At 71.5% G+C, this 24,780-nt stretch carries 28 protein-coding genes; 20 read left to right on the forward strand and 8 right to left on the reverse strand.

Annotation, left to right across the window (positions count from 1 at the left end; all coding sequences use genetic code 11):
* Position 1: 1 nt before the first annotated feature.
* Entirely contained in the window at positions 2-637 is a 636-nt protein-coding gene (locus EV383_RS08405; protein ID WP_130289388.1) for an SAM-dependent methyltransferase, read from the reverse strand.
* Positions 638-750: 113 nt separating this feature from the next.
* On the opposite strand from EV383_RS08405, the gene EV383_RS08410 reads away from it, so the two are divergent.
* Positions 751-1,335 (forward strand): helix-turn-helix domain-containing protein, encoded by a 585-nt coding sequence (locus EV383_RS08410; RefSeq protein ID WP_130289389.1) that lies wholly within the window; start codon positions 751-753, stop codon positions 1,333-1,335.
* A 6-nt stretch (positions 1,336-1,341) separates the two neighbouring features.
* Here EV383_RS08410 and EV383_RS08415 read toward each other — a convergent pair whose 3' ends face one another.
* On the reverse strand, positions 1,342-2,064 hold the full coding sequence (locus EV383_RS08415; protein WP_130289390.1) for a mycothiol-dependent nitroreductase Rv2466c family protein: 723 nt from the start codon (positions 2,062-2,064) through the stop codon (positions 1,342-1,344).
* Between the two features lie 98 nt (positions 2,065-2,162).
* On the opposite strand from EV383_RS08415, the gene EV383_RS08420 reads away from it, so the two are divergent.
* The gene (locus EV383_RS08420) at positions 2,163-2,915 is read left to right on the forward strand and encodes a hypothetical protein (protein ID WP_130289391.1); all 753 of its coding nucleotides are present in this window, start codon (positions 2,163-2,165) and stop codon (positions 2,913-2,915) included.
* Positions 2,916-2,923: 8 nt separating this feature from the next.
* On the opposite strand, the gene EV383_RS08425 is transcribed toward EV383_RS08420, so the two are convergent.
* A complete protein-coding gene (locus tag EV383_RS08425) occupies positions 2,924-3,880 on the reverse strand; it encodes a LysR family transcriptional regulator (protein ID WP_130289392.1) in 957 nt (318 codons plus the stop codon).
* Positions 3,881-4,041: 161 nt separating this feature from the next.
* On the opposite strand from EV383_RS08425, the gene EV383_RS08430 reads away from it, so the two are divergent.
* From EV383_RS08430 to EV383_RS08470, 9 genes are all read left to right on the forward strand, one after another.
* On the forward strand, positions 4,042-4,692 hold the full coding sequence (locus EV383_RS08430) for a succinate dehydrogenase cytochrome b subunit (RefSeq protein WP_341273710.1): 651 nt from the start codon (positions 4,042-4,044) through the stop codon (positions 4,690-4,692).
* A 4-nt stretch (positions 4,693-4,696) separates the two neighbouring features.
* Positions 4,697-6,667, forward strand: a complete 1,971-nt coding sequence (locus tag EV383_RS08435; protein ID WP_130289393.1) for a fumarate reductase/succinate dehydrogenase flavoprotein subunit — start codon at positions 4,697-4,699, stop codon at positions 6,665-6,667.
* A 37-nt stretch (positions 6,668-6,704) separates the two neighbouring features.
* Positions 6,705-7,460: a succinate dehydrogenase/fumarate reductase iron-sulfur subunit gene (locus EV383_RS08440; protein ID WP_130289394.1), complete on the forward strand. Its 756-nt coding sequence runs from the start codon at positions 6,705-6,707 to the stop codon at positions 7,458-7,460.
* A 248-nt stretch (positions 7,461-7,708) separates the two neighbouring features.
* Positions 7,709-8,377, forward strand: coding sequence for an RNA polymerase sigma factor (locus tag EV383_RS08445; protein ID WP_242622969.1), 669 nt, complete (start codon positions 7,709-7,711; stop codon positions 8,375-8,377).
* Positions 8,374-9,249 (forward strand): methylated-DNA--[protein]-cysteine S-methyltransferase, encoded by an 876-nt coding sequence (locus EV383_RS08450; RefSeq protein WP_242622970.1) that lies wholly within the window; start codon positions 8,374-8,376, stop codon positions 9,247-9,249. The genes EV383_RS08445 and EV383_RS08450 overlap by 4 nt, the downstream gene beginning before the upstream one ends.
* 236 nt (positions 9,250-9,485) lie before the next feature.
* Complete coding sequence (locus tag EV383_RS08455; RefSeq protein ID WP_130289396.1) at positions 9,486-10,148, forward strand: alpha-ketoglutarate-dependent dioxygenase AlkB family protein; 663 nt, start codon at positions 9,486-9,488, stop codon at positions 10,146-10,148.
* Between the two features lie 195 nt (positions 10,149-10,343).
* Positions 10,344-11,144: a hypothetical protein gene (locus EV383_RS08460; protein WP_130289397.1), complete on the forward strand. Its 801-nt coding sequence runs from the start codon at positions 10,344-10,346 to the stop codon at positions 11,142-11,144.
* A gap of 5 nt (positions 11,145-11,149) precedes the next feature.
* On the forward strand, positions 11,150-13,117 hold the full coding sequence (locus tag EV383_RS08465) for a fumarate reductase/succinate dehydrogenase flavoprotein subunit (RefSeq protein ID WP_130289398.1): 1,968 nt from the start codon (positions 11,150-11,152) through the stop codon (positions 13,115-13,117).
* Positions 13,117-13,887, forward strand: a complete 771-nt coding sequence (locus EV383_RS08470) for a succinate dehydrogenase/fumarate reductase iron-sulfur subunit (protein WP_130289399.1) — start codon at positions 13,117-13,119, stop codon at positions 13,885-13,887. Before EV383_RS08465 ends, EV383_RS08470 begins: the two co-directional genes overlap by 1 nt.
* A 94-nt stretch (positions 13,888-13,981) precedes the next feature.
* On the opposite strand, the gene EV383_RS08475 is transcribed toward EV383_RS08470, so the two are convergent.
* Positions 13,982-14,311 carry a hypothetical protein gene (locus EV383_RS08475; RefSeq protein ID WP_130289400.1) on the reverse strand — a complete coding sequence of 110 codons (330 nt, stop codon included), beginning with the start codon at positions 14,309-14,311 and terminating at the stop codon, positions 13,982-13,984.
* Positions 14,312-14,399: 88 nt separating this feature from the next.
* Here EV383_RS08475 and EV383_RS08480 point away from each other — a divergent pair, with 88 nt between their 5' ends.
* The 8 genes from EV383_RS08480 (at position 14,400) to EV383_RS08510 (ending at position 20,560) form a co-directional block, all read left to right on the forward strand.
* Positions 14,400-15,095 carry an alpha/beta fold hydrolase gene (locus EV383_RS08480; protein WP_130289401.1) on the forward strand — a complete coding sequence of 232 codons (696 nt, stop codon included), beginning with the start codon at positions 14,400-14,402 and terminating at the stop codon, positions 15,093-15,095.
* 186 nt (positions 15,096-15,281) lie between these two features.
* Positions 15,282-16,043, forward strand: a complete 762-nt coding sequence (locus EV383_RS31090) for a hypothetical protein (protein WP_165438279.1) — start codon at positions 15,282-15,284, stop codon at positions 16,041-16,043.
* A 7-nt stretch (positions 16,044-16,050) separates the two neighbouring features.
* The gene (locus EV383_RS08485) at positions 16,051-16,569 is read left to right on the forward strand and encodes a hypothetical protein (RefSeq protein ID WP_130289402.1); all 519 of its coding nucleotides are present in this window, start codon (positions 16,051-16,053) and stop codon (positions 16,567-16,569) included.
* Positions 16,566-17,120, forward strand: a complete 555-nt coding sequence (locus EV383_RS08490; protein WP_130289403.1) for a hypothetical protein — start codon at positions 16,566-16,568, stop codon at positions 17,118-17,120. Before EV383_RS08485 ends, EV383_RS08490 begins: the two co-directional genes overlap by 4 nt.
* Positions 17,120-17,326, forward strand: coding sequence for a hypothetical protein (locus tag EV383_RS08495; RefSeq protein ID WP_130289404.1), 207 nt, complete (start codon positions 17,120-17,122; stop codon positions 17,324-17,326). The genes EV383_RS08490 and EV383_RS08495 overlap by 1 nt, the downstream gene beginning before the upstream one ends.
* A 105-nt stretch (positions 17,327-17,431) precedes the next feature.
* On the forward strand, positions 17,432-17,893 hold the full coding sequence (locus EV383_RS08500; RefSeq protein ID WP_130289405.1) for a hypothetical protein: 462 nt from the start codon (positions 17,432-17,434) through the stop codon (positions 17,891-17,893).
* Positions 17,894-18,126: 233 nt separating this feature from the next.
* Entirely contained in the window at positions 18,127-18,462 is a 336-nt protein-coding gene (locus tag EV383_RS08505) for a hypothetical protein (RefSeq protein WP_130289406.1), read from the forward strand.
* Between the two features lie 115 nt (positions 18,463-18,577).
* On the forward strand, positions 18,578-20,560 hold the full coding sequence (locus EV383_RS08510; protein WP_242622971.1) for a dipeptidyl-peptidase 5: 1,983 nt from the start codon (positions 18,578-18,580) through the stop codon (positions 20,558-20,560).
* 97 nt (positions 20,561-20,657) lie between these two features.
* On the opposite strand, the gene EV383_RS08515 is transcribed toward EV383_RS08510, so the two are convergent.
* The 4 genes from EV383_RS08515 to EV383_RS08530 all read right to left on the reverse strand — a co-directional run bounded on the left by EV383_RS08515 (position 20,658) and on the right by EV383_RS08530 (position 23,917).
* On the reverse strand, positions 20,658-21,527 hold the full coding sequence (locus EV383_RS08515) for an amino acid ABC transporter permease (RefSeq protein WP_130289408.1): 870 nt from the start codon (positions 21,525-21,527) through the stop codon (positions 20,658-20,660).
* A complete protein-coding gene (locus EV383_RS08520) occupies positions 21,524-22,171 on the reverse strand; it encodes an amino acid ABC transporter permease (protein ID WP_130289409.1) in 648 nt (215 codons plus the stop codon). Before EV383_RS08520 ends, EV383_RS08515 begins: the two co-directional genes overlap by 4 nt.
* 77 nt (positions 22,172-22,248) lie before the next feature.
* Entirely contained in the window at positions 22,249-23,151 is a 903-nt protein-coding gene (locus EV383_RS08525) for a glutamate ABC transporter substrate-binding protein (RefSeq protein WP_130289410.1), read from the reverse strand.
* Positions 23,152-23,188: 37 nt separating this feature from the next.
* Positions 23,189-23,917, reverse strand: coding sequence for an amino acid ABC transporter ATP-binding protein (locus EV383_RS08530; protein ID WP_130294107.1), 729 nt, complete (start codon positions 23,915-23,917; stop codon positions 23,189-23,191).
* A 176-nt stretch (positions 23,918-24,093) separates the two neighbouring features.
* Between EV383_RS08530 and EV383_RS08535 the strand changes: the two genes are divergently transcribed.
* On the forward strand, positions 24,094-24,774 hold the full coding sequence (locus tag EV383_RS08535; RefSeq protein ID WP_130289411.1) for a response regulator transcription factor: 681 nt from the start codon (positions 24,094-24,096) through the stop codon (positions 24,772-24,774).
* Positions 24,775-24,780 lie beyond the last annotated feature (6 nt).

Below are 24,780 nucleotides of genomic sequence, written 5' to 3' on the forward strand. Positions count from 1 at the left end.
CTCAGGCGATGCGCTGCACGACGAGCACGGTGTCCACGACCGTGGCGGTCTCCCCGCCGGGCCCCGTGGCGGGCCGCGACGGGGTGTCGGCACGCAGGACGGTCCATCGCGCCGGGTCGAGGTCCATCTCGTCGGCGATCTCGGTGGGCGTCGGGAAGTGCGTCTCCGGGTCCTGGTTCCAGGACCAGGGCGCGATCGAGCCGTGGTCGACGACGAGGAGCAGGCCGCCCGGGCGCAGCGCCTCCGCGGCGGTGCGCAGGACCCGGTGGCGCGGCATCGCGAACGGCGTGTGGAAGTACTGCGCCGAGACCAGGTCGAACTCACCGCGGGGGAACGTCCGGGCGAGGTCGTGCCGTTCGGTGGTGACCCGGTCCGCGACGCCGAGCGCGGTCGCGTGGTCGCGGACCGCGTCGACCGCCGTGGCCGAGATGTCGACGGCCGTGACGTGCCACCCCTGCCGGGCGAGCCAGATCGTGTCGCCGCCGGAACCGCAGCCCAGGTCGAGCGCGGCACCGGGCCGCAGCGGGCCGGCGGTCTCGGCGAGGAGGGGGTTGGCGCGCTCGCCCCACGTCGTCCGGGCCCGGTAGATCTCCTCCCAGAACGCGGCGGGGTCGGTCTCCGTGCGGGTGGTGTCCACGTCAGGTGCTCCTTCGGGGGGTGCCGGTCCGCGGTGGTCGCCACCGCTGCCGCCAGCATCGGCGCCGTCAGGAAGTTCTTGCAAGAAATCTTGCCGATCTGCATGATCGAGGCATGAGTGGAACCGAGCAGGACGTGCTGGCCGGGGTGGGGTCACGGCTGCGGACGCTGCGGAAGGGCCGCGGCGCGACCCTGGCCGACCTGGCGCAGGAGACCGGCCTGACGTCGAGCACGCTGTCCCGGCTGGAGAACGGACGGTTGCGCCCGACGCTGGAGCAGCTGCTGCCGCTGGCGCGGGCGCACGGGGTCCCGCTCGACGACCTGGTCGAGGCCCCGCCCACCGGCGACCCGCGCATCCACCTGCGCCCGGTGCGCCGGCACGGGCTGGTGTTCGTCCCGCTCACCCGTCGCGCAGGCGGCGTGCAAGCGTTCAAGGTGATCTACCCGCCCGCGGACCGGGCCTCGACGACGAGCCTGCAGACCCACGAGGGCTACGAGTGGTTCTATGTCCTGAACGGCCGGGTGCGGTTCGTGCTCGGCGACAGAGAGCTCGAACTCGGCGCCGGTGAGGCCGCGGAGTTCGACACCCGCGAGCCGCACTGGATCGGCAGCGCGGGCGACGAGCCGGCGGAGACGCTCGCGATGTTCGGCATCCAGGGCGAGCGGGCCCACCTGACGGCGACCCACCCGCACCACTGAGTCGCGCTACTTCTTCTGTCGCCGGCTCCCGCCGTGCCAGTCCTGGGTCACCCCGACCTCGTCGGTCGACACCCCCAGCGCACGCAGCTGCGGGAGCTCGCGCAGGCTGCGCTTGAGCTCGGCGAACCCGCCGAAGCGGGCCAGCCCGACGACGTGCTCCCACAACGCGACGGCCTCCGACTCCGAGGGCAGCCTGCTGATGACGGGACCGAAGAACGCGACGCCCTCCGGCGGCTCGAAGTGCAGGATCGGCGTCCCGACGTCCTTGCCGGTCAGGGCCAGTGCCTCGTCCGTCTCGGCCTGGACGACGGCGTCGCGGGAGGTGTCCTCCAGCGCGTCGGCGAGGTCCGCGGGCAGACCCAGCCCCTCCAGGATCGGCGCGACGAACTCCAACGTGCCGCGCCGGGCGTGGAACTCCGCCTCGTCGGGCACCGGCTCCCGGTCGAAGACCGCCGCCCCGAGCGCGGCGTAGAGGCCGTCGACCGCCTCACGCCCGTGGGCCTCCCGGGTCGCGGCGCACATCCGCAGCAGTCGCAGGCCGGCCGTGTGTCCGGCCTCGTACTCCGGCGGGAAGTGCGCGTCGTAGTCGATGTGGGCGTTGAGCAGCCGCAACGAGATGAACCGCCAGTCGACGGAGTAGTCGCGCTGCGCGGCGACCATCCGCACCCACTTGCTGGTCATCCACGCGAACGGGCACACCGGGTCGAAGTAGAAGCGCAGGTCGGTCATGCGGGTGAGCCTAGGTCCGGACCACCGGCGGAGCAGCGCTCGCTACCCTCGCAGCCGCGGTCGGTCGACCGCCGGGACGCACGAGGGAGACCGCCGATATGACGACCGTGGCCATCGTCGTGGCGGTGATCTCGGCGGTCGTCGCCCTGATCTCGGCGGTGACGGTCGAGGTGATCCGCCGCCGTGCGAACGACGGGCTGGAGCGCGTCAAGCACGAGCTGGCCCTCGACCGCGAGGCTCGCAGTCGCAACGCCCAGCTCGCCGAGCTCGTCCGCGCCTACCAGAACCCGGTCCTGCGCTGCGCCTACGACCTGCAGAGCCGGATCTTCAACATCCACCGGGGTTTCCGGGGCCGGCAGGGGGAGGGCGAGTACTTCACGTCGAACACGGTCTACGTGATCGCCGAGTTCTTCGGCTGGATGGAGATCGTGCGCCGGGAGATGCAGTTCCTCGATCTCGAGGTCGAGCAGCGGACCGCGGCGCTCAAGGACGCACTGGACCGGGTCCAGGGCACGTTCGCGTCGACGTCGCGGCGCCGGCAGGACCACTTCTACGTCTACCGCGGTCAGCAGCGCGCGATCGGGGAGCTGATGATCGTCGAACTGGCCGACCCCTTGCAGTCGGGTCTGCGCTCGACGTGCCTGGGCTACGCCGCGTTCGTGGAGCGGCGTACCGAGCCTCCGATGTCGCGCTGGCTGGACCGGATCGAGGCGCGGGTCGCCGACCTGACCGGCCCGGACGTCGCCCGCCTGGTCGAGGTCCAGCACGCGTTGATCGATCTCGTCGACCTGCTGGACCCGGACCGGGTCCGGTTCCGAACGAACCGGGACAAGATCCCGACCGTTCTCTGAGCGCGGGCTCATCCCAGCAGCTCCCGGCCGGTGCGGTGCCGGGGCAGGACCTGGACGTCGGTTGCGATGCCGTCGCGCACCGACGTCTCCGACAGGTGTTCGAGCAGCGTGTCCGCGAACGCCGTCACCGCCGGGCTGGGCGTGATGTCGGCGCGTCGCGCCAGGGCCACCGTCCGGTGCAGCGCCGGGGTCAGCACCGTGCGGCGCAGACGCGGACGTCCGGCGAACACCAGGTCCGGCACCACCGCGACCCCGGTCCCGGCCTCGACCATCCGCAGCACCGCGTCCATCTGCCCGCCCTCGACCGCGATCCGCGGCGTCACCCCGGCGACGGCGTAGGCCCGCAGCGTCACCTCCCGCAGGTCGTAGCCCTGGCGCACCATCACCAGGTTGTGCCGCGACAGCTCGGCGACGGTCATCGAGCCGCGGGTGGTGAGCGGGCGCCGTCCGCGGGGCGAGGCGACCGAGAGACGCTCCCGGATCAGGGGGGCGGTGTGCAGGGCCGGGTCGACGCCGTCCGGCGGGACGATCACCAGCGCGATGTCGAGGTCACCGCGGACCAGGTCGGTGACCAGCGGCTGCGAGCCGTCCTCGGCCAGCTCCACGTGGATCTCGGGGTGGCGCTGGTGGAACACGCGCAGCACGTCGGCCAGCACACCGATGCACAGCGACGGCGTCGCCCCGATCCGCACCCGGCCACGCTGCAGGCCGACGAGCTCGGCGACGGTGGTGCGGGCCATCTCGGCGTCGGCGAGCATCCGGCGCGCCAGCGGGAGCACCGCCTCGCCGGCGGGCGTCAGCGTGACCGTCGTGCCACGGTTGACCAACGGGGAGCCCAGCTCGGTCTCGAGCGCCCGCAGGGCCCGGCTCAGTGTCGGCTGGGACACACCCGCCTGGTCGGCCGCACGAGTGAAGCTCCGCACGTTTGCCACGGCGACGAAGTACAGGAGCTGCTGAAGTGTCACGTGTATAGCCTACGGCTATCGGTCGGTGCCGACCGATGCATTGGACGTGCACGCACCCCGATATGTGCACTGACCCCGTGGCCACAGTGACGTCCCAGAAATCCCGGCGGGGTGACAACACCCCGTCCGTTCCGGCACGCCGGAAACACCGCATCCCCGGCGTGCTCCTCAAGTTCGTGATGGCGGTCAGCGGTGCGTTCCTACTGCTGTACCTCGTCCTGCACATGATCGGGAACCTGAAGATCTTCTTCGGTGGCGCCGCGCTCGACGGGTACGCCGCCTGGCTGCGCACGCTCCTCGAGCCCGCGCTGCCCTACGAGGGCATGCTCTGGATCGTCCGCGTCGTGCTCCTGGTGTCGGTGCTCGCGCACATCTGGTCCGCGGTGCTGCTGACGTTGCGCGCGAACAAGGCGCGCCCGGTCAAGTACGCCGGTGGCAACCACAAGGTGAAGGGCAGCTACGCGGCCCGCACCATGCGCTGGGGCGGGGTGATCATCGCCCTGTTCGTGGTCTACCACCTGCTCGACCTGACCGCCGGCACGCTGAACCCCAACGGTGTACACCTCGAGGTCTACAACAACGTCGCCGCGGACTTCGCGCCGTCGCGCTGGTACGTGACGCTGTTCTACGTCCTGGCCGTCGTCGCCGTCGGGCTGCACGTCCGGCACGGGCTGTGGTCCGGGCTGCAGACGCTCGGTGTGTCGAACAACCGCCGCGAGCGCCCGTTGAAGATCGTCTCGACCGCGTTCGCGGTCGTGCTGACCCTCGGCTTCCTGGCCGTCCCCATCGCCGTCACGTTCGGAGTGGTCTGACCGCATGAGCACTGACGCAACCCACCACCACGTCGGTTACAGCGACTACGAGACCGGGGAGCCGGTCGTCGACAAGGCCGGTCCGTCCGGCCCGATCGAGACCCGCTGGGAACGGCGCCAGTTCGGCGTCAAGCTCGTCAACCCGGCCAACAAGCGTTCCAAGAAGATCATCGTCGTCGGCTCCGGCCTGGCCGGCGGCGCCGCGAGCGCCACGCTGGGCGAGGCCGGCTACCAGGTCAGCACGTTCTGCTACCAGGACAGCCCGCGCCGCGCGCACTCGATCGCCGCCCAGGGCGGGATCAACGCCGCGAAGAACTACCGCAACGACGGCGACAGCGTCTACCGGCTGTTCTACGACACCGTGAAGGGCGGCGACTTCCGCGCCCGGGAGTCGAACGTGCACCGCCTGGCCGAGATCAGCCGCAACATCATCGACCAGTGCGTCGCCCAGGGCGTCCCGTTCGCCCGCGAGTACGGCGGCCTCCTCGACACCCGGAGCTTCGGCGGCGTGCAGGTCTCGCGGACGTTCTACGCCCGCGGCCAGACCGGCCAGCAGCTGCTGCTCGGCGCCTACCAGGCCCTGGAGCGCCAGATCCACGCCGGCACCGTGACCATGTACCCGCGCCACGAGATGCTGGAGCTGATCGTCGTCGACGGCCGGGCGCGCGGCATCGTCACCCGCGACATGATCTCCGGCGAGGTCGAGACCCACCTGGCCGACGCCGTCGTGCTCGCCTCGGGCGGCTACGGCAACGTGTTCTACCTGTCGACGAACGCCAAGGGCTGCAACGTCACCGCCACGTGGCGCGCGCACCGCAAGGGCGCCCTGTTCGCCAACCCGTGCTTCACCCAGATCCACCCGACCTGCATCCCGGTCTCCGGCGACCACCAGTCGAAGCTGACCCTGATGTCGGAGTCGCTGCGCAACGACGGCCGCGTCTGGGTCCCGAAGACCCTCGGCGACGACCGCGGGCCGAACGAGATCCCGCACGAGGAGCGCGACTACTTCCTCGAGCGCAAGTACCCCGCCTTCGGCAACCTGGTCCCGCGTGACATCGCGAGCCGGGCCGCCAAGGAGGTCTGCGACGAGAAGCGCGGCGTCGGCCCGTCCGGGCTGGGTGTCTACCTCGACTTCGACGACGCCATCCAGCGGCTCGGCCGCCCGGCCGTCGAGGCCAAGTACGGCAACCTGTTCGAGATGTACGAGCGGATCACCGGGGAGAACCCCTACGAGGTCCCGATGCGGATCTTCCCGGCCGTGCACTACACGATGGGCGGGCTGTGGGTCGACTACGACCTGCAGTCGACGATCCCGGGTCTCTACGTAGCCGGCGAGGCGAACTTCTCCGACCACGGCGCGAACCGGCTCGGCGCCTCGGCGCTGATGCAGGGCCTGGCCGACGGCTACTTCGTGCTGCCGAACACCATCGGCGACTACATCGCGAAGAACAACCTCGATCCGGTCCCGGACGACGCACCCGAGGTGCTCGAGGCGCGCAAGAGCGTCGACGACCGCGTCGAGACGCTCCTGTCGATCAACGGCACCCGCACCGTCGACTCGTTCCACCGCGAGCTCGGCCAGATCATGTGGGACTACTGCGGCATGGAGCGCACCGAGGACGGGCTGCGCAAGGCGCTCGACCTGATCCCGGAGCTGCGCCGCGAGTTCTGGAACAACGTCAAGGTGCCCGGCACCGGCGCCGAGCTCAACCAGAGCCTGGAGAAGGCGAACCGGGTGGCCGACTTCTTCGAGCTGGCCGAGCTGATGTGCCTGGACGCGCTGGCCCGCAACGAGTCCTGCGGCGGGCACTTCCGCGCCGAGAGCCAGACCGAGGAGGGCGAGGCCGAGCGCGACGACGAGAACTACGCCTACGCCGCGGCCTGGGAGTTCACCGGACGCGGCCAGGCGCCGGTCCTGCACAAGGAAGCGCTCGAGTTCGAGTACGTGCACCCGACCCAACGCAGTTACAAGTGATCGCGGTGCAGCTACGAGTAGACCAGGGGGCCTACGTATGAAGCTCAAGCTCAAGGTCTGGCGTCAGAAGGACTCGGTCGACAAGGGCCGGATGGTGAACTACGACGTCGAGGCGGACGAGGACATGTCGTTCCTCGAGATGCTCGACGTCCTCAACGAGAAGCTCATCCTCTCCGGGGACGAGCCGGTCGCGTTCGACCACGACTGCCGTGAGGGCATCTGCGGTTCCTGCAGCATGGTCATCGACGGCCAGCCGCACGGCCCGCAGAAGGCGACCACCACCTGCCAGCTGCACATGCGCCACTACGCCGACGGCGACTCGATCGTCATCGAGCCGTTCCGCGCCGGTGCGTTCCCGGTGATCAAGGACCTGGTCGTCGACCGCGGCGCGTTCGACAAGGTCATCCAGGCCGGCGGGTACGTCTCGGTCAACACCGGCTCGGCGCCGGACGCGCATGCCACCCCGGTGTCGAAGGTGGCGGCGGACCGCTCGTTCGCCGCGGCCAACTGCATCGGCTGCGGTGCGTGCGTGGCGGCCTGCCCGAACGGGTCGGCGTCGCTGTTCCTGGGCGCCAAGCTGACCCACCTCGGCGAGATGCCGCAGGGTCAGCCGGAGCGCTACGAGCGCGTCGTGAACATGGTCGAGACGCACGACGACGCCGGCTTCGGCGGCTGCACGAACACGGGCGCGTGCGCGACGGCGTGCCCGAAGGAGATTCCGCTCGACGTGATCTCCCAGCTCAACCGCGACTACCTCAAGGCGACGGTCGCGGGGCGGCGCAACAAGGGCTGACCCCGACGCACGGCCACACGACGGCCCGGCCGCACCCCTGATGGTGCGGCCGGGCCGTTCGGCGTGCCGGGCCCGGCCCCTCGGCGCCGGGACCGGGGCGGGTCCGTCGACCATGATCGATTCCTGTGGTCATGTCCGGGCCGCTCATGGCCCGGATCGCACCACAGGAGTCGATCGTGAGGTGGTCGTGCAACCGGGAGGGGCGATCCGGGGTTCAGCTCCCTGTGATGGGTGGGATCGTCGACGACGTGAGCCAGAGGGCGGGACCGGAGCCGCGGTCCGCCGCGGGCCCGGAACCCGGCCCGGCCTCGGACGAGGCCGAGCGGCGGCTGCGCGCCCACCTGGCGTCGGACCTCGACGCCGGGTTCGCCGCGCTGGTCCGTGAGCACCAGCGGGTCGTCCACTCGGTCGCGCGGCAGTTCTCCCGCGACCGCTCCGACGCCGAGGACCTCGCCGCGGAGGCGTTCCTGCGCGCCTACCGGGCGTTGCGGGGCTACGACGCCGGGCGGCTCGACTCGCTGCGTCTGCGGCCGTGGCTGCTGACGATCCTGCGCAACACGGCCCGCAACGCCGCCCGGGACCGGGCGCGCCGCCCGGACCCGCCGCCGGCGTTCGAGACGGCCGAGGAGCCCGCCGACGGCGCGAGCGTCGAGCAGGAGGCCGAGTCGGCCGACGTCCAGCGCGAGCTGGGCGCACTGCTCGCGCAGCTGCCGGAGGTGCAGCGCACGGCCGTCGTGCTGCGGCACGTGGTCGGGCTGGGGACCGCCGAGGTGGCGGAGGTACTGGGATGCCCCGAGGGAACGGCGAAGTCGCACGTGTCCCGGGGACTGGCACGGCTGCGGCCGCTGGCTGAGGAACGACTGCGCCCGGCGGCCGCGAACCGGTCCGGGCTCCGCGAGGAGGGGAGGACCCCATGACGGGACAGACGATCGAGCAGGCACTGGCCGGACTGGCCGGCGACGCGCCGTCCGGGCTGGAGGACAGGGTGTTCACCGGCTGGCTGACCGCGCCGAGCCGGATGGGCGAGGTGTACGTGGCGTTCACCGGCGACGGCGTGCAGTTCGTACGGTCCGCGGAGTCGGTCGGGTCGGACCCGTCGGCCTTCGCCGAGGCCTACCGCGACCGGTTCGGACGGCCCCTGCGCCCGGCCGACCGTGGCCCGGCGGGGCTGGCCCGGGCTCTGACCGCACCGGTGCCGGGACACCGGTCCCGCGGCACGGCGCCGCCGGACCCCGGACCGCGCGACGCCGCCGACGGGCCCGGCCCGCGCGACGCCTTCGGCGGGCCCGGCCCGCGCGACGCCTTCGGCGGGCCCGGGCCCCGTCTGGACCTGCGCGGACTCTCCGAGTTCGAGCACGACGTCCTCGACGCCACCCGGCGCATCCCGGCCGGTCAGGTGCGTCCGTACTCCTGGGTGGCTCGCGAGGCGGGGCGTCCGAAGGCGGTGCGGGCGGTCGGGTCGGTGCTGGGCCGCAACCCGGTGCCGTTGCTGATCCCGTGCCACCGCGTGGTGCGCAGCGACGGCGCGCCGGGGGAGTACATGTTCGGCCCCGACCACAAACGGGCCCTGCTGCGCGACGAGGACCTCGACCTCGACCGCCAGGCCGGGTTCACCGACCGCGGCGTGCACTACCTGGGCAGCGACACCACCGGGATCGTCTGCTTCCCGACCTGTCACCACGCCCGCCGGATCACCGACGCCCACCGCAGGCCGTTCACCAGGGTCGAGGCGGCCCTGGCCCAGGGCTACCGCCCCTGCCGCGACTGCCGCCCCGCCGTCCCGGCCTGAGCGCCGCCGAGCGGCACGACACTGCTGCCGGTCCGTGATCGAACAGCACCCACGTGCCGTTCGGTGGCGTGACCGGGCCGCACGGGGCGGCGGCGCCAGGTCCCGTCGGCTCGCCGAGCGGGGCGTCAGGGCTGTTCGATCATGAGCCGGGAGCCGTGAGGCCCCGCTCGGGGTCCGGTCGATCGGCGACCTGGCCCGGGTGGGCGGGACATGGCGGGTGCTGGAGGGTGGAGAGCGTGTACGAGCTGATCCCGCGTCCCCGGCGGACGCTCGCGCCGGGGGCGGTGCACGTCCCGGGGTGGCTGGACCTCGACCGTCAACGGGAGCTCGTCGTCGCCTGCCGGGAGTGGGCCTCGGAGGGGCCCGGCATCCGGGCGGCGACGCTGCCGAGCGGCGCCACGATGTCGGTGCGCACCGTGTGCCTGGGCTGGCACTGGATCCCCTATCGCTACTCGCGCACCCGTGACGACCAGGACGGATCCCCGGTCACCCCGTTCCCGGGCTGGCTCGCCGACCTCGGCCGGGAGGCCGTCGCCGCGGCCTACGACACCCCGGCGCAGGACTATGCGCCCGACGTCGCGCTGGTCAACTTCTACGACGGCGACGCCCGGATGGGCCAGCACCGCGACGTCGAGGAACGGTCCGACGCACCGGTCGTGTCGCTGTCACTGGGGGAGGGGTGCGTGTTCCGGTTCGGCAACCCGGAGAGCCGCGGGAAGCCGTACACCGACGTCGACCTGCTCTCCGGTGACCTCGTCGTGTTCGGCGGGCCGAGCCGGTTCGCCTACCACGGGGTGCCACGTCTGCTGCCGGACGCCGAGGTGCCGGCGATCGGTCTCAGGTCCGGGCGGCTGAACCTGACCCTGCGGATGTCCGGGATCGCCGACGGCATGCCGTGATGATCTCCGTATTCCTGTGACCCGCGTCTCTTGCAGGGATTTATAGGCGAACCTGGCCGGACTCACATGTGATGTCCGTCGTACGCTTCCCCGACTTGTCGCGCGGAACACAGTGTGACTCGGGAACCAGCAGGGACACGACGTCGTGCCCGAACGGCGACATCGACGTCGGCGAACACAGAGGAGCTCCTCCGCGTGTCATCCACCACTGACGCGTCCACCGGCAGGGCGCAGATCGCGGCACGGACGTTACGCACGGATCGCTGGTGGTTACCGCCGGTGGCCAACGCGGCCGGTCTCGCGGCCTGGGTCATCTACGCGACCGTGCGTGCGTTCATGCAGGACTACTACTACGTGCCCGAGTACGGGTACCTGACGCCGTTCTACTCGCCCTGCGTCTCGACCGGTTGTGTGCCGGAGGCCTCGCACTTCGGGCAGATCCTCCCCGACGTCTGGTGGCTGCCCTACGCGGCGATCTCGCTGCCGTTCCTGCTGCTGTTCCGTCTCACCTGCTACTACTACCGCAAGGCCTACTACCGGGCCTTCTGGCTGTCGCCGCCGGCCTGCGCCGTGGCCGAGCCGCACAAGCGCTACACCGGTGAGACGCGCTTCCCGCTCATCATGCAGAACCTGCACCGCTACTTCTTCTACATCGCCGGCCTGATCACGCTGATCAACCTCTACGACGCGATCGAGGCGTTCTTCAAGCCGGGCGGCGGGTTCGGCCTCGGGCTGGGCAACATCATCCTGCTGGTCAACGTGGTGCTGCTGTTCGCCTACACGCTGTCGTGCCACTCCTGCCGCAGCGGCGTCGGCGGGCGGATCAACCACTTCTCCAAGCACCCGGTGCGCTACAAGATGTGGACCTTCGTCACGAAGCTCAACACCCGGCACATGCAGTTCGCCTGGGCGACGCTGGTGAGCCTGGCCGTCACCGACTTCTACATCATGGCCGTCTCGGCCGGATGGATCACCGACCTGCGGATCGTGGGGTGAACGACATGACCGAGAGCACGGGATCCGTGCGCGCGGACGTCGCTTCGGGCGACGCCGGAGGGCACGCCGACGAGAAGATCGAGCAGCACGACTACGACGTCGTCGTGATCGGGGCCGGCGGAGCCGGGCTGCGCGCGGCGATCGAGGCGCGCCTGCAGGGCAAGCGGACCGCGATCATCTCCAAGTCGCTGTTCGGCAAGGCCCACACGGTGATGGCCGAGGGCGGCTGCGCGGCGTCGATGGGCAACGCGAACTCCAACGACAACTGGCAGGTCCACTACCGCGACACCATGCGCGGCGGGAAGTTCCTCAACAACTGGCGGATGGCCGAGCTGCACGCCAAGGAGGCCCCGGACCGGGTCTGGGAGCTCGAGACCTACGGCGCGCTGTTCGACCGGCTGCCCGACGGCACCATCAGCCAGCGCAACTTCGGTGGCCACACCTACCCGCGGCTGGCCCACGTCGGTGACCGCACCGGCCTGGAGCTGATCCGCACCCTGCAGCAGAAGATCGTGTCGCTGCAGCAGGAGGACTTCAAGGCCACCGGCGACTACGAGTCGCACATCCGGGTCTTCCACGAGTGCACGATCACCGAGCTGTTCAAGACCGACGGCAAGATCTCCGGCTGCTTCGGCTACTTCCGCAACGACGGCCGGTTCGTGCGCTTCGACGCGCCGGCGATCGTGCTGGCCACCGGCGGCGTCGGCAAGAGCTACTCGGTCACGTCGAACTCCTGGGAGTACACCGGCGACGGCCACGCGCTGGCCCTGCGCGCCGGCGCGACGCTGATCAACATGGAGTTCCTGCAGTTCCACCCGACCGGCATGGTCTGGCCGCCGTCGGTGAAGGGCATCCTCGTCACCGAGTCGGTCCGCGGTGACGGCGGCGTCCTGAAGAACTCCGACGGCAAGCGGTTCATGTTCGACTACGTGCCGGACGTGTTCAAGGAGCAGTACGCGACCACCGAGGAGGAGGGCGACCGCTGGTACGAGGACGCGGACAACAACCGCCGTCCCCCGGAGCTGCTGCCCCGCGACGAGGTCGCCCGCGCGATCAACTCCGAGGTCAAGGCCGGCCGCGGGAGTCCGCATGGTGGCGTCTACCTCGACATCGCCTCGCGGCTCAAGCCCGAGCAGATCCTCAAGCGCCTGCCGTCGATGCACCACCAGTTCAAGGAGCTGGCCGACGTCGACATCACCAAGGAGCCGATGGAGGTCGGCCCGACCTGTCACTACGTGATGGGCGGCGTCGAGGTCGACCCGGACACCGCGATGTCGATCGTGCCCGGCCTGTTCGCCGCGGGTGAGGTGGCCGGCGGCATGCACGGCTCCAACCGGCTCGGCGGCAACTCGCTGTCCGACCTGCTGGTGTTCGGGCGTCGCTCGGGCAAGGGCGCGTCGGAGTACGTCGACGCGCTCGGCACGAAGCCGGCGGTCGCCACCGAGGACGTGAACGAGGCCCTCGACCGCGCGCTGCTGCCGTTCTCCACCTCCACCGACGGCGGGGAGAACCCGTTCCAGGTGCAGCAGGAGCTGCAGAAGACGATGCACGAGCTCGTCGGCATCATCCGCAAGGAAGACGAGATGGAGATGGCCCTCAAGAAGCTCGAGGACATCGCCACCCGCACCCGCACCGTCTCGGTGTCGGGCCACCGGGAGTTCAACCCCGGCTGGCACCTGGCCCTGGACCTGCGGAACATGCTGCTCGTCTCGCTCTGCGTCGGGAAGGCCGCGCTGGAGCGCCAGGAGAGCCGCGGCGGGCACACCCGCGACGACTACCCGGTGATGGACTCCGACTGGCGGCACCTGCTGCTGGTCTGTTCCGCACTCGGCGAGGACAACGTGGAGCTGACCCGCAAGGAGCAGCTCGCGATGCGCCCGGAGCTGTTCGACCTGTTCGAGCTCGACGAGCTGAAGAAGTACTACACCGGCGAGGAACTGGGCGGACACCGCGCCGGGGAAGGACAGTCCTGATGGCCGAGTCGAAGAGCCACCTGCACCACTTCCGCGTCTGGCGCGGCGACGACGAGAAGGGCGAGATCGTCGACTACCCGGTGGAGGTGAACGAGGGCGAGGTCGTCCTCGACATCATCCACCGGCTGCAGGCCACCGAGGCCAACGACCTCGCCGTCCGCTGGAACTGCAAGGCCGGCAAGTGCGGGTCCTGCTCGGCGGAGATCAACGGCCGTCCGAGCCTGCTGTGCATGACCCGGATGAACACCTTCGCCGAGGACGAGCCGGTGACGGTGACGCCGCTGCGCACGTTCCCGGTGATCCGGGACCTGGTGACCGACGTGTCGTTCAACTACACGAAGGCCCGCGAGATCCCGAGCTTCACCCCGCCGGAGGGCCTGGAGCCGGGCGAGTACCGGATGCAGCAGGTCGACGTGGAGCGCTCGCAGGAGTTCCGCAAGTGCATCGAGTGCTACCTGTGCCAGAACACCTGCCACGTGGTGCGTGACCACGAGGAGAACAAGGAGGCCTTCGCCGGCCCGCGCTACCTGATGCGGATGGCGGAGCTCGACATGCACCCCCTCGACGCGCACCCGAACCGGGCGGTCGAGGCGCAGGAGGAGCACGGCCTCGGGTTCTGCAACATCACCAAGTGCTGCACCGAGGTGTGCCCGGAGCACATCAAGATCACGGACAACGCGCTGATCCCGATGAAGGAGCGCGCGGTCGACAAGAAGTACGACCCGCTGGTCTGGCTCGGAAGCAAGATCTTCAAGCGCTCCGGCGCCTGAGGCTCACCCTCTCCGGGCCTGTCCCGACCAACGAGCGGCACCCTCGTCGGAACTTTTCCGACGAGGGTGCCGTCCGTTGACCGCCGGGGAGGTCTCAGCCCAGCGAGCGGCGGATCTCGGCGAGACGGTCGGCGGCCTTGCGGTCGCGCTCGGCCACCTGCTCCTCCTGGTCGCGGACGCGGTCGGTGTCCTCCGCCAGCTCACCCGCGCCGAGCGAGGTGGCGTAGCGGCCCTCGATCTTGTCCCGGACGTAGTCCAGGCTCGGGGTGCCGTGCTCGTCGTAGTCCGGCGCCGGGGTCGCGTCCGGTGGGGTGAGGTCCGCGGGCGTGAGCTCCTGCGCCGGACTCGCCGGCGGGAGGTCGTGGCTGTGGTCCTCGGGCTCCGTCGCGGCGGGCTCGGGCTCTCCACTGGCGGGGTCGGGCATCGCGGGTCCTCTCGCAGCCGGTCGGCACGTGCCCGGCCCACGGTAGCCGGACCGATGAGATCCGACGCCCGGGCGAGTCCACCCGAGCATGACCACCTTCGCCCTGATCTCCGGCGCCGGGACCGACACCTGGTACTGGGGACCCCTGCAGGCCGCGCTGCGCGAGCGCGGGCACCGTGCCGTCGCCGCCGAGATGCCCGTCGAGGACGACGCGGCGGGCTTCGGTGACTACGCCGACGCCGTCGTCGCCGACGTGCGCGCCGCCGGTGCGGCCGACGACGACCTGGTGGTCGTCGCGCACTCGTTCGGCGGGTTCACCGCGCCGCTGGTCGCCGACCGGGTCCCGGTCCGGCGGATCGTGATGCTCACCGCGATGGTGCCGGTACCGGGGGAGGCCCCGGCGCAGTGGTGGGAGGCGACCGGGCAGGACGCGGCGATGCGGGCCCAGGACGAGGAGCAGGGCATCGACCCGGACGACGAGATCGCGCGCTACCTGCACGACGTGCCCGCCGACGCCGCGGCGACGGCGCTGGAGCACGGCCGTGGCCAGTCCAGCACCCCCTACGACGCCGTGTGGCCGGGGAAGGCCTGGCCGGACGTCCCGACGTCCTACCTCCTCTGCCGCGACGACCGGCTGTTCCCGGCCGCGTTCGTCCGGTCGATGGTCGCCGACCGGCTGGGTCTCGTCCCCGACGAGATCAACGGCGGCCACCACGTGATGCTCTCGCGTCCGGGGGAGCTGGCCGACCGGCTCGTCGCCTTCGCCGCGCTGGGCGGCTCATGATCACCTGATCGTGGTGGGTCGTCGGTGATTCGCCCGGTTTCGGTGGCCTTTCCCGTTCCGGGGCCGCGCGCTGCTACTCCGTTGCGGTGACGGGGTGGCGGCGCCGTGACCCGTCGTGAGAACCGTCGTTGACGGTGCAGACGCGCCGCCCGCGGCGCACCGACGACGTCGAGGAGCTGGCCTGCGATGACGGCACCGGTCACCGACCCCGCCGAGGTCACCGAGATCTCCCGGGTGGCCCCGACCGGCGACCCGGTCCGCCTCGGCCTCCCGGCCGCGCTCGGCCGTCAGGACTGGTACGGCTCCACCCGCTTCGCCGGCCGGCAGATGTCGCGGCAGTTCTCGTTCGCCCCCGCCGGGCAGCACCGCGTCATCCCGACGACGATCATGCCGGGCGCGCGGACCAGCACCCGGAGCTTCCGCGGCTTCGACGCGGTGCTGCACGAGGCACCGGACCGCTCGGACGCCGCGCTCGTGCTCGCCGGGCCGTACAACGAGGCCACGACCTGGTTCGGCGGGCCCGCCCCGGACATCTCCGGGATCAACGCTCTGCTCTCGACGCTGCAGTTCGTCGACTCCGAGCGCGGGGCCACGCTGTCCCCGGCCGCCCGCGACCTCGTCCAGCAGCCCGACGTCACCGTGGTCGGCCGCAGCGCCGAGGCGATGATCATGGTGCGGCGCGGTACCGAGGCGCTGCCCTCGCTGCCCGACCACGCCGGCATGGTCCTGCCCGGTGGAGAGCTCTGGAAGGCGAAGCGTCGCCTGGAACCCGGTCAGGAGGCCGCCGTCTCGGGCACCCCGCACCAGTGGCGCTACGTCGTCGCGACGCCCACGGCGGTCATGAACGTGGTGCTCCTCGGCCCGGAGTCCGGCCGGCCGGTGACCGGACTGAGCGACGACGGCGTCGTCGGCGCGCTGTCCGCGCTCGGCGCGAGCTGGGGGAGCTGAGGCCGGGGTGTCGCTGTCGCTGGCCGTCGCGCTGCTGGCCCTGCTGGTCGCGCTGTTCGCCCTCACCGCGCTGGTCGCGGTCTACGCACGGGTGAAGGCGCTCGAGGCCGGTCGCGGGACCGACCTCTCCGGCTACGCCGCCCTGGTCGGACGCCCGGCCCCGGCCGCCGTCGCGCCACGGGCGGGGGAGCGGGTCGCGATCGTCGCCGTGCTGGACACCTCGTGCGCGTCCTGTCTCACGCTCTGGGCCACCGTCAACGAGGTGGCCGCCGAGCTCGCCGGGACCGAGACGGCCGCGCGCTACGTCGGTCTCGTCGACCGCAGCACCGACCTGGCCGGTGCCGCGACCGGCCCGCACGCCGAGCTGCTCGCCGACGTCACCGTGCGCGCCGACCTGTTCGAGGGCTACGCGCCCACCCTGCTCGCCGTCGACGCGAGCGGCACCGTCAGCCACCGCAGCTTCGTCTACCCGGACACCGACGTCCGGGCACTGCTCCTCGACCTCGTCAAAGGACCCCGGTCATGACCCGCCTCGACGACATCCCCTCCACCTCGGCGCCGGGCCCGGACGCGCGGCCCAGCGGCGTCGTCGCGCAGATCCGGGCGATGCGCCCCAACCGGCGGGTCGTGGTCCGCTCGCTGATCGTCGCGGCGGCCGCCGGTGCGCTGGTGCCGATCGACTGGCTGGTCTCCAAGCAGCGGGCGTCGGCGTCGGGCGGGGTCGAGGACCAGGATCTCGAGCCGGGCGCGACCTCGGAGTACAAGAAGTGCGCTCCGGAGAGCTACGACGAGGAGGCCAACAACTGGTGGACCGCCACCAGCCCGGCCGCGGTGTGCTTCGGCGGCTGGCGGCGCGGCAGCTTCCCGTGTGACGACACCGGCTACCACCGCGAGGGCCGCTACTCCTCGAAGGGCGAGACCTACCACTCCACGCGGATCGCGAACGACTGCGAGGGCCGCAACGCCTGGCGCTGGAAGGGCTACCGCTGCTCCGACGCCTGGACCGTCGCGACGTTCGCCGACGGTGCCGAGTACAGCGCCGTCACGATCGCGGCCTGCTCGCTGCCGGAGAGCTGATGGGTGACGCCGTCCCGCCCGCGGGGATCCGCCCCGGGCGCTGGTGGCTGCACCCGCTGACGTCCGCGCTCCTGCTGGCCGGGCTCGTCGCGGCACTGGCCGTCGCCGGGCTGCTCGGCACCGGAGTGCCGCCGGTGGCGGTGGGCCTGTTGCTGATCACCCTCGCCGGGGCGGGCGCCGGGTTCGCCAACTCCGGGTCCGTCTGAAGCCACAACTCGGCGTTCCTGCTGAGCGCGTCGGTCTGGCGCGGTGCACCGGTCCTGCGGTACTTCGGTTCCGGCCTGCTGGCCGGCGCCGTCGTCGTCGCGTTCGTGGCGGGGGTGCTCGGGGCGATCCCGCAGGCGCTCCTGCCGGTGGTCGTCCTGCGCGTGTTGTTCGGGGTCCTTGCCCTGGCCGTGCTGGGCCGCGAGGCCGGGTGGTGGCACTTCCGGGTGCCGGAGAACCGCCGTCTGGTGCCCGAACGCGTGCAGCACCTGCGGGAGTGGGGCGCGGCGCAGTTCGGGTTCGAGATGGGTACCGGGATGCGGACCTACTCCCCGTCGGCGCTGCCGCACCTGTGCCTGGCCGCGGTCGTCCTGGTCCTGCCGTTCCCCGGCGCGTTCGCCCTGGCCGTCGGCTTCGCCGCGGGGCGCCTGGCCATGCCGGTGCTGTCCAACGCCTGGAGCGACGACGGCGCCTGGACGGAGGTCTGGTCCGGCGTGGAGAAGACGGTCCGCCCCCTCCTGGCCGTCACGACGACCGCAGCCCTGGCGGTAGCCGTCCTCCTCTGGTGACCCGGCCAGGTTGAACGAGAGCTCCGGTCGCGCAGCAGGGATGGACGAACGGAGCTCTCGCCCGACGGACGTTGAGGCACCTGCCCACCGGGGCCACCGCCGGGAGCGTGGGCTCCGTTGCACGAGAGCTCCGCTCGCACACCTCCGCTGGACGAACGGAGCTCTCGTGCAGCTCGGGGATCGGTGTGGACGGGTCGGTGAGGACCTGGTGGTGGGTTTGCCATGCTGGGTGGGTGAGTCGTGTGCGGGTCCGGGAGCTGGTCGTCGTCTACGACGTCGGGTGTGCGCACTGCTCGCGGATCGCGCGGGAGCTGCCGGACTGCGTGACCGTCCGGGTCCGGGTGCGGTCCTGCCAGGACCCGGCCCTGCCCGACATCTACCCGAACCTGCGGCGGTACCCGGCGATCACCCGGTGCGCGACGCCCGGGATCGGCGTCGTGCGCACCGACGGCTCCGTGCGCTGGTGGACGGGCCTGCGCGGGGTCGTCGGCATCACCCCGGTCCTGCGTCCCGGAGCGCTGCCGACGGCCGTCACCCTGCTCCGGACGGCCCTCAAGGCCCGCCGCTGACCGCGGCCGACCGTCGCGGCGGGCACTCGTGAGCCACGACGTGCGCGCCGCGATCGTTGTGACGCACAAGTGTCGCCCGGGACGGGGATCGGGCGGGTGAATTAGCGTGGGGTCCGTGACGATCTCTGGCTACGGATCCTGGTCGACGCCCGTGACGTCGGAGCTCGTGGTGGCCGCCGCGGTGCGCCTCGGTGGGGTGCACCCCGACGGCGACGACGTGGTCTGGTCGGAGGGCCGGCCGTCCGACGGCGGGCGCACCCAGCTCGTCCGGCGCGGCCCCGACGGCGAGCCCGTCGACCTGCTGCCCGAGGGCGGCGACGCCCGCACCGGTGTGCACGAGTACGGCGGCGGCGCGTGGTGGGTCCACGACGGCCACCACGGCAACGGGCCGGGCCCGGTGTGGTTCGTCGAATGGACCGACCAGCGGCTCTACCGGCTCGACCCGGACGGCGCGCCGGTGGCGCTCACCCCCGAGCCGGACGTCCCGCGCGGGGACCGCTGGGCCGACGGCGACGTCGCTCCGGACGGCACGTGGCTGGTCGCGATCCGCGAGCACCACCCGTCGGCGGGCGCCCCGGCGACCGAGGTGGTCAACGAGATCGTCCGCCTCGACGCCCGCGAGCCGTCGGAGCCGCAGGTGCTGGTCACCGGGCCGGACTTCGTCGCCGCGCCGCGGATCTCCCCGGACGGCGACTCGCTGGCCTGGCTGTCCTGGGACCACCCGTCGATGCCGTGGGACGACACCTTGCTCACCGTCCGCGACCTGGAGTCCGGCGAGGAGACCGTCGTCGCCGGCGGGCGCGGGGAGTCGGTGACCGAGCCGCGATGGCAGCGTGACGGGTCGCTGACGTTCCTGTCCGACCGCACCGGCTGGTGGAACCTCTACCGCTGGCTGCCCGGCAGCGACATCGAGACCCTCGTCCGGATCGACGCCGAGATCGGTACGCCGTCCTGGGCGCTGGGCGGTTCGCGCTACGCCCTGCTCGACGACGGCCGCGTCGTGTTCGCCCGCTCCCGCGACGGGTTCGACGCCCTCGCCGTGCGCGGGACCGACGGCGAGCTGACCGCGCTCGACCTGCCGTTCTCGGTGATCGCCTCGGTGCACGCGTGCGGCCCGGACGCGGTCGTGCTCGTCGCCGGCAGCCCGAGGGCCGAGCCCGGCGTGCACCGCGTGACGCTCACGGCCGACGGCCCCCGCACCGAGACCCTGCGCGCCCCGCGCGACCTCGGCCTCGACCCGGAGCTGATCTCCGAGCCGGAGCCGATCTCGTTCCCGTCCGACGACGGGCACGGCGAGCCCCGCACCGCGCACGGCCTCTACTACCCGCCGACGGCCGCGCACGACCCCGTCGAGGGGGAACTGCCGCCGCTGCTGGTGATCATCCACGGCGGACCGACGGCGTCCGCGGCGCCGGTGCTGTCGGTGAACGTGCAGTACTGGACGACGCGCGGGTTCGGCGTCGTCGACGTGAACTACGGCGGGTCCACCGGCTACGGCCGCGAGTACCGCGAGCAGCTCAAGGGCGCGTGGGGCCTCGTCGACGTCGCCGACTGCCTGGCCGCGGCGAGCTTCCTGGCCGGGCAGGGCCGGGTCGACCCCGACCGGCTCGCGATCCGCGGCGGGTCGGCCGGTGGCTTCACCGTGCTGGCGGCGCTCGCGCGGGCCGACACCCCGTTCGCGGCCGGCGCCGACCACTTCGGCGTCGCCGACCTGGAGGCCCTCGCCGCGGACACCCACAAGTTCGAGTCCCGCTACCTCGACGGCCTGGTCGGGCCGTACCCGGCCGAGCGCGAGGTCTACCGGGCGCGCTCGCCCATCAACCACGTCGAGCTGTTCTCGAAGCCGCTGATCGTGCTGCAGGGCGACGAGGACGCGATCGTCCCGCCGAACCAGTCGGAGATGATCGTCGACGCGTTGCGCGCGCGGGAGGTGCCGGTCGCGTACCTGCTCTTCGAGGGCGAGCAGCACGGGTTCCGCAAGGCGGAGAACATCCGCCGGGCCCTGGACTCGGAGCTGAGCTTCTACGCCCAGGTCTTCGGCTTCGACCTGCCGTCCGAGGAGGGCATCGAGCCGGTGACCGTGGAGAACCTGAGCTGAGAACGGTCGTGCGCGGATATCGCTGCCAGGGCAGCGATATCCGCGCACGGGCGCGTCAGTGCATCGTCGTCAGCGCACGGGGGTCAGCGCACGGGGGTCAGCGCACCCCGCCGCCGACGAGCTCCAGCTCGGGGTCCTTCGGGGCGACCGCGCCGGCCTTCGGGCCGCGCGACAACCGTCGTTCCAGGAGCTTGGACAGGCCCGAGAGCAGCAGGCACATCGCGATGTAGATCGCCGCGATGACGAGTGCGACCGGCAGGATCGGCGCCCCGAGCTGGGTCTGGCTGCCCAGGAAGCGCGCCTGGTAGAGCAGCTCCGGGTACAGGATGATGAACCCGAGCGCGGTGTCCTTGAGGACCACCACGAGCTGGCTCAGGATCGTCGGCAGCATCGCCCGCAGCGCCTGCGGGAGAAGCACCGTCGTCATCACCTGGGTCTTGCGCATCCCCAGCGCGTAGGCGGCCTCGCTCTGCCCGCGCGGCAGCGACCGCACGCCGGAACGGAACACCTCGGCCAGGACCGACCCGTTGTAGAGCATCAGGCCGGCCACGAGCGCCCAGAACGCGGAGATGTCGATGCCCAGGCCGCGGGAGACGCCGTAGTACAGGATGAAGATCAGGACCAGCAGCGGGATGGCGCGGAAGAACTCCACCACCGCCGTCGCCGGTCCGCGGACCCAGCGGTGGTCCGACAGCCGCCCACCGGCGAACACCGCCCCGAACACCAGCGAGAGCAGTGCGGCGACGGCGAACGCGCTCAGCGTCGCCAGCAGCGCGTCGAGCAGCAGGTACTGGATGTTGACGTAGAGGATCCACTCCCACAGCCGTGGCGAGAACTGTCCCGCGGCGAAGAAGCGGTAGATCACGAACCCGAGGATCGCGACGACCGCCAGGGTGCCGACGACACCGATCAGGGTGTTGCGCCGCCGCGCCGCCGGGCCGGGGACGTCGTAGAGGACGCTGCTCATCGGGACACGCTCCAACGGGCGTCGAGCCGGCGCTGCAGCAGCGTCAGCGGGACCACCAGGATCAGGAAGCCCAGCGCCACCCACAGCAGCCCGACCAGCACGTTGTAGCCGCGCTCGGACAGGTTCGCGTAGATGCCGCCGGCCTCGACGACGGAGAACCCGGCCGCGATCGTGGTGTTCTTCAGCAGCGCGATCTGGATGTTGGTCATCGGCGGGACGACGGCGCGGACGGCCTGGGGGAGCACCACCTGCGACAGCGTCTGGGTGAAGGTGAAGCCCAGCGCCCGCGACGCCTCGGCCTGCCCGACCGGGACGGTGTTGACCCCGGAGCGGATCACCTCGCAGACGAACGCGGCGGTGTAGAGCGTGAGCCCGGTCGCGGCGAGGGCGAAGAACGAGAGGTCGACCAGCCCCAGCCGCGGGTAGGCGAAGGCGAAGAAGAACAGCACCAGCGTCAACGGGGTGTTGCGCAGGATGTTGACGTAGACGGTGCCGAACGCGCGCAGCGCCGGTACCGGGCTGACCCGCAGCGCGGCGATCAGCAGGCCCAGGATCAGCGAGCCGATCCCGGCCACCACGAAGAGCTCGATCGTGCCGAGGAAGGCCACGCCGTAGAGATCGAGGTTGTCGAACAGGACGTCCACCGCTGCCCCTTTCGCGCACGGTCACGCCGGTCGGGCCGGGGTGGGCGGCGTACCGCCCACCCCGGGCCGGAGCGAGGTCAGTAGCGGTTCAGCGCCGGCGGCGAGGCGGGGGTGCCGGACTTGCCCAGCGTCCCGTCGTAGATCTTCTGCCAGGTGCCGTCGGTGAACGAGGCCTCGAGGACGTCGTTGACCTTGCCGCGGATCGCGGTGTCGTCCTTCTTCAGACCGATGCCGTACTTCTCGGTGTCGGGGGTCGGGAAGGGCTGGCCGACGATCTTGAGCTGGTCCGGGGCCTGCGCCGCGTAGCCCTTGAGGATCGCCTCGTCGGTGGTCACGACGTCGACCTGACGGTTGCGCAGCTGGTCCACGCACTGGGTGTAGGTCTGGAACTCCACGATGTTCGCGGGCTCGGTCAGGCTCTGGTCGCGCACCCGCTGGATCGGGGTGGACCCGGTCACCGAGCAGACCTTCTTGCCCTTGAGCGTCTGCGGGCCGGTGATCGTGTTCTCGTCCGAGCGGACCAGCAGGCCCTGGCCGGTGACGAAGTACGGACCGGCGAAGGCGATCTGCGCCTTGCGCTTGTCGGTGATCGAGTAGGTGCCGACGTAGTAGTCGACCTCGCCCCGGGCGATGGCGTTCTCGCGCGCGGCCGACGGGACCGGCTTGAAGTCGATCTTGTCCGGGGAGAAGCCGAGCTGTGCGGCCACCTGGCGTGCGATGTCGATGTCGAACCCGGAGTACTGGTTCGTCGTCGCGTCCTTGAAGCCCAGGCCCGGCTGGTCGTCCTTCACGCCGATGACGACGCGGCCGCGCTGCTGCATCGCGGCGAACGTCGGCGAGCCCGCCACCTGCACGCCCTGGGCGACGGTCGGCGTGAACGTCGAGGCCTCGGCGCCGGCGGGGCCGCCCTCCCGCCCGCAGGCGGACAGGGCGAGGACGCCGGCCAGCAGGCCGGCGACCAGGATCCGTGTCTTCTTCATGGTCGATCTCCGATCGGGGTCGAAGGGTGGAGCACCGTCAGTGGGTGAGGATCTTGCCGAGGAAGTCGCGCGCCCGGTCCGTCTTCGGCTTCGAGAAGAACGCCTCCGGGGTGGAGTCCTCGGCGATCTCGCCGTCGGACATGAACACCACGCGGTGCGCGGCGCGGCGGGCGAAGCCCATCTCGTGGGTGACCACGAGCATCGTCATCCCGTCCGAGGCCAGGCCGGTCATCGTGTCCAGGACCTCCTGGACCATCTCCGGGTCCAGGGCCGAGGTCGGCTCGTCGAAGAGCATGACCTTGGGCGTCATGGCCAGGGCGCGGGCGATCGCGGCGCGCTGCTGCTGCCCGCCGGAGAGCTGTGCGGGGTACTTGTCCTTCTGGTTCGCGATGCCGACGCGCTCCAGCAGGACCATGCCGGCCTTCTCCGCGTCCTCCCGCCTGGTGCCGCGCACCTTCTGCGGGGCGAGCGTGACGTTCTCGAGGATCGTCTTGTGCGCGAAGAGGTTGAAGCTCTGGAACACCATGCCGACGTCGGCGCGTAGCCCGGCCAGGGCCTTGCCCTCGGCCGGCAGCGGCGTGCCGTCGATGGCGATCTCGCCGGAGTCGATCGGCTCCAGGCGGTTGATCGTGCGGCACAGCGTGGACTTGCCCGAGCCGGACGGGCCCAGCACGACCACGACCTGCCCGCGGGCGACCTCCAGGTCGATGTCGCGCAGCACGTGGAGATCACCGAAGTGCTTGTCGACTCCGGTCATCCTGATCATCGGGGTCCCGCTCGACGAGCGGGCCGACGACGTCGACGATGTGTCAGCGGTCATAGTGGCCTCCGGGCATGGGCCGAAGCCTGGGCGGAACGGACACAGCAGTCCACCACCTTGAGCAACGCTTAGGGTTTCGCTGGGATAACGACATTCCCGGCGACGGAGCCGAAAGGGGAGCGGTGCACATCCTGCTGATCGAGGACGACGACCGGGTGGCCGCCGCACTTCGCCCCGCCCTGCACCGCCACGGCATGACCACCACTCGTCTCGACCGCGGCCGCGGGGCCGTCGACAGCCTCGACGGCGTCGACGTCGTCCTGCTCGACCTGGGCCTGCCCGACATCGACGGGATGGACGTCTGCCGCGCGATCCGCGAGGTCAGCGAGGTGCCGGTGCTCGTGGTGACCGCCCGCGGCGAGGTCGACGACCGGATCCTCGGCCTGCACTCCGGGGCCGACGACTACCTGGTCAAGCCCTACGACATCGGCGAGCTGGTGGCGCGGGTGCACGCGGTCCACCGGCGACGGCGGGTGCCGGCCGGGTCCGGCTCGGACGGGGCCGTGGAGGACACCGTCGAGATCGGCGACGTGCGGGTCGACCTCGACCGGCACCTGGTCGTCGTGGCCGGGGAGAACGTCACGCTCACCCGCAAGGAGTTCCAGGTCCTGGCCATGCTCGCCCGCGCCGACGGTGCGGTCTGCACACGCAGCCAGATCGTCGCCGAGGTGTGGGGCAAGAGCTGGCCCGGCGCGAACCGGACGCTCGACGTGCATGTGGCCACGCTGCGCACGAAGCTCGGCCGCGCAGAGCTGGTGCAGACCGTGCGCGGCGTCGGCTACCGCTTCGCCGTCGACGGGTGACGAGGG

Source organism: Pseudonocardia sediminis, from assembly GCF_004217185.1.
Classification (GTDB): Bacteria; Actinomycetota; Actinomycetes; order Mycobacteriales; family Pseudonocardiaceae; genus Pseudonocardia; species Pseudonocardia sediminis.

Excerpts from the sequence above, each read along its gene's own strand:
- EV383_RS08480 (WP_130289401.1), top strand. The coding sequence starts at position 14,400 with ATGACCACCTTCGCCCTGATCTCCGGCGCCGGGACCGACACCTGGTAC.
- EV383_RS08420 (WP_130289391.1), top strand. The coding sequence starts at position 2,163 with ATGACGACCGTGGCCATCGTCGTGGCGGTGATCTCGGCGGTCGTCGCC.
- EV383_RS08415 (WP_130289390.1), bottom strand. The coding sequence starts at position 2,064 with ATGACCGACCTGCGCTTCTACTTCGACCCGGTGTGCCCGTTCGCGTGG.
- EV383_RS08495 (WP_130289404.1), top strand. The coding sequence starts at position 17,120 with ATGGGTGACGCCGTCCCGCCCGCGGGGATCCGCCCCGGGCGCTGGTGG.
- EV383_RS08530 (WP_130294107.1), bottom strand. The coding sequence starts at position 23,917 with ATGATCAGGATGACCGGAGTCGACAAGCACTTCGGTGATCTCCACGTG.
- EV383_RS08440 (WP_130289394.1), top strand. The coding sequence starts at position 6,705 with ATGAAGCTCAAGCTCAAGGTCTGGCGTCAGAAGGACTCGGTCGACAAG.
- EV383_RS31090 (WP_165438279.1), top strand. The coding sequence starts at position 15,282 with ATGACGGCACCGGTCACCGACCCCGCCGAGGTCACCGAGATCTCCCGG.
- EV383_RS08435 (WP_130289393.1), top strand. The coding sequence starts at position 4,697 with ATGAGCACTGACGCAACCCACCACCACGTCGGTTACAGCGACTACGAG.
- EV383_RS08525 (WP_130289410.1), bottom strand. The coding sequence starts at position 23,151 with ATGAAGAAGACACGGATCCTGGTCGCCGGCCTGCTGGCCGGCGTCCTC.
- EV383_RS08490 (WP_130289403.1), top strand. The coding sequence starts at position 16,566 with ATGACCCGCCTCGACGACATCCCCTCCACCTCGGCGCCGGGCCCGGAC.
- EV383_RS08475 (WP_130289400.1), bottom strand. The coding sequence starts at position 14,311 with ATGCCCGACCCCGCCAGTGGAGAGCCCGAGCCCGCCGCGACGGAGCCC.
- EV383_RS08470 (WP_130289399.1), top strand. The coding sequence starts at position 13,117 with ATGGCCGAGTCGAAGAGCCACCTGCACCACTTCCGCGTCTGGCGCGGC.
- EV383_RS08410 (WP_130289389.1), top strand. The coding sequence starts at position 751 with ATGAGTGGAACCGAGCAGGACGTGCTGGCCGGGGTGGGGTCACGGCTG.
- EV383_RS08515 (WP_130289408.1), bottom strand. The coding sequence starts at position 21,527 with ATGAGCAGCGTCCTCTACGACGTCCCCGGCCCGGCGGCGCGGCGGCGC.
- EV383_RS08465 (WP_130289398.1), top strand. The coding sequence starts at position 11,150 with ATGACCGAGAGCACGGGATCCGTGCGCGCGGACGTCGCTTCGGGCGAC.
- EV383_RS08450 (WP_242622970.1), top strand. The coding sequence starts at position 8,374 with ATGACGGGACAGACGATCGAGCAGGCACTGGCCGGACTGGCCGGCGAC.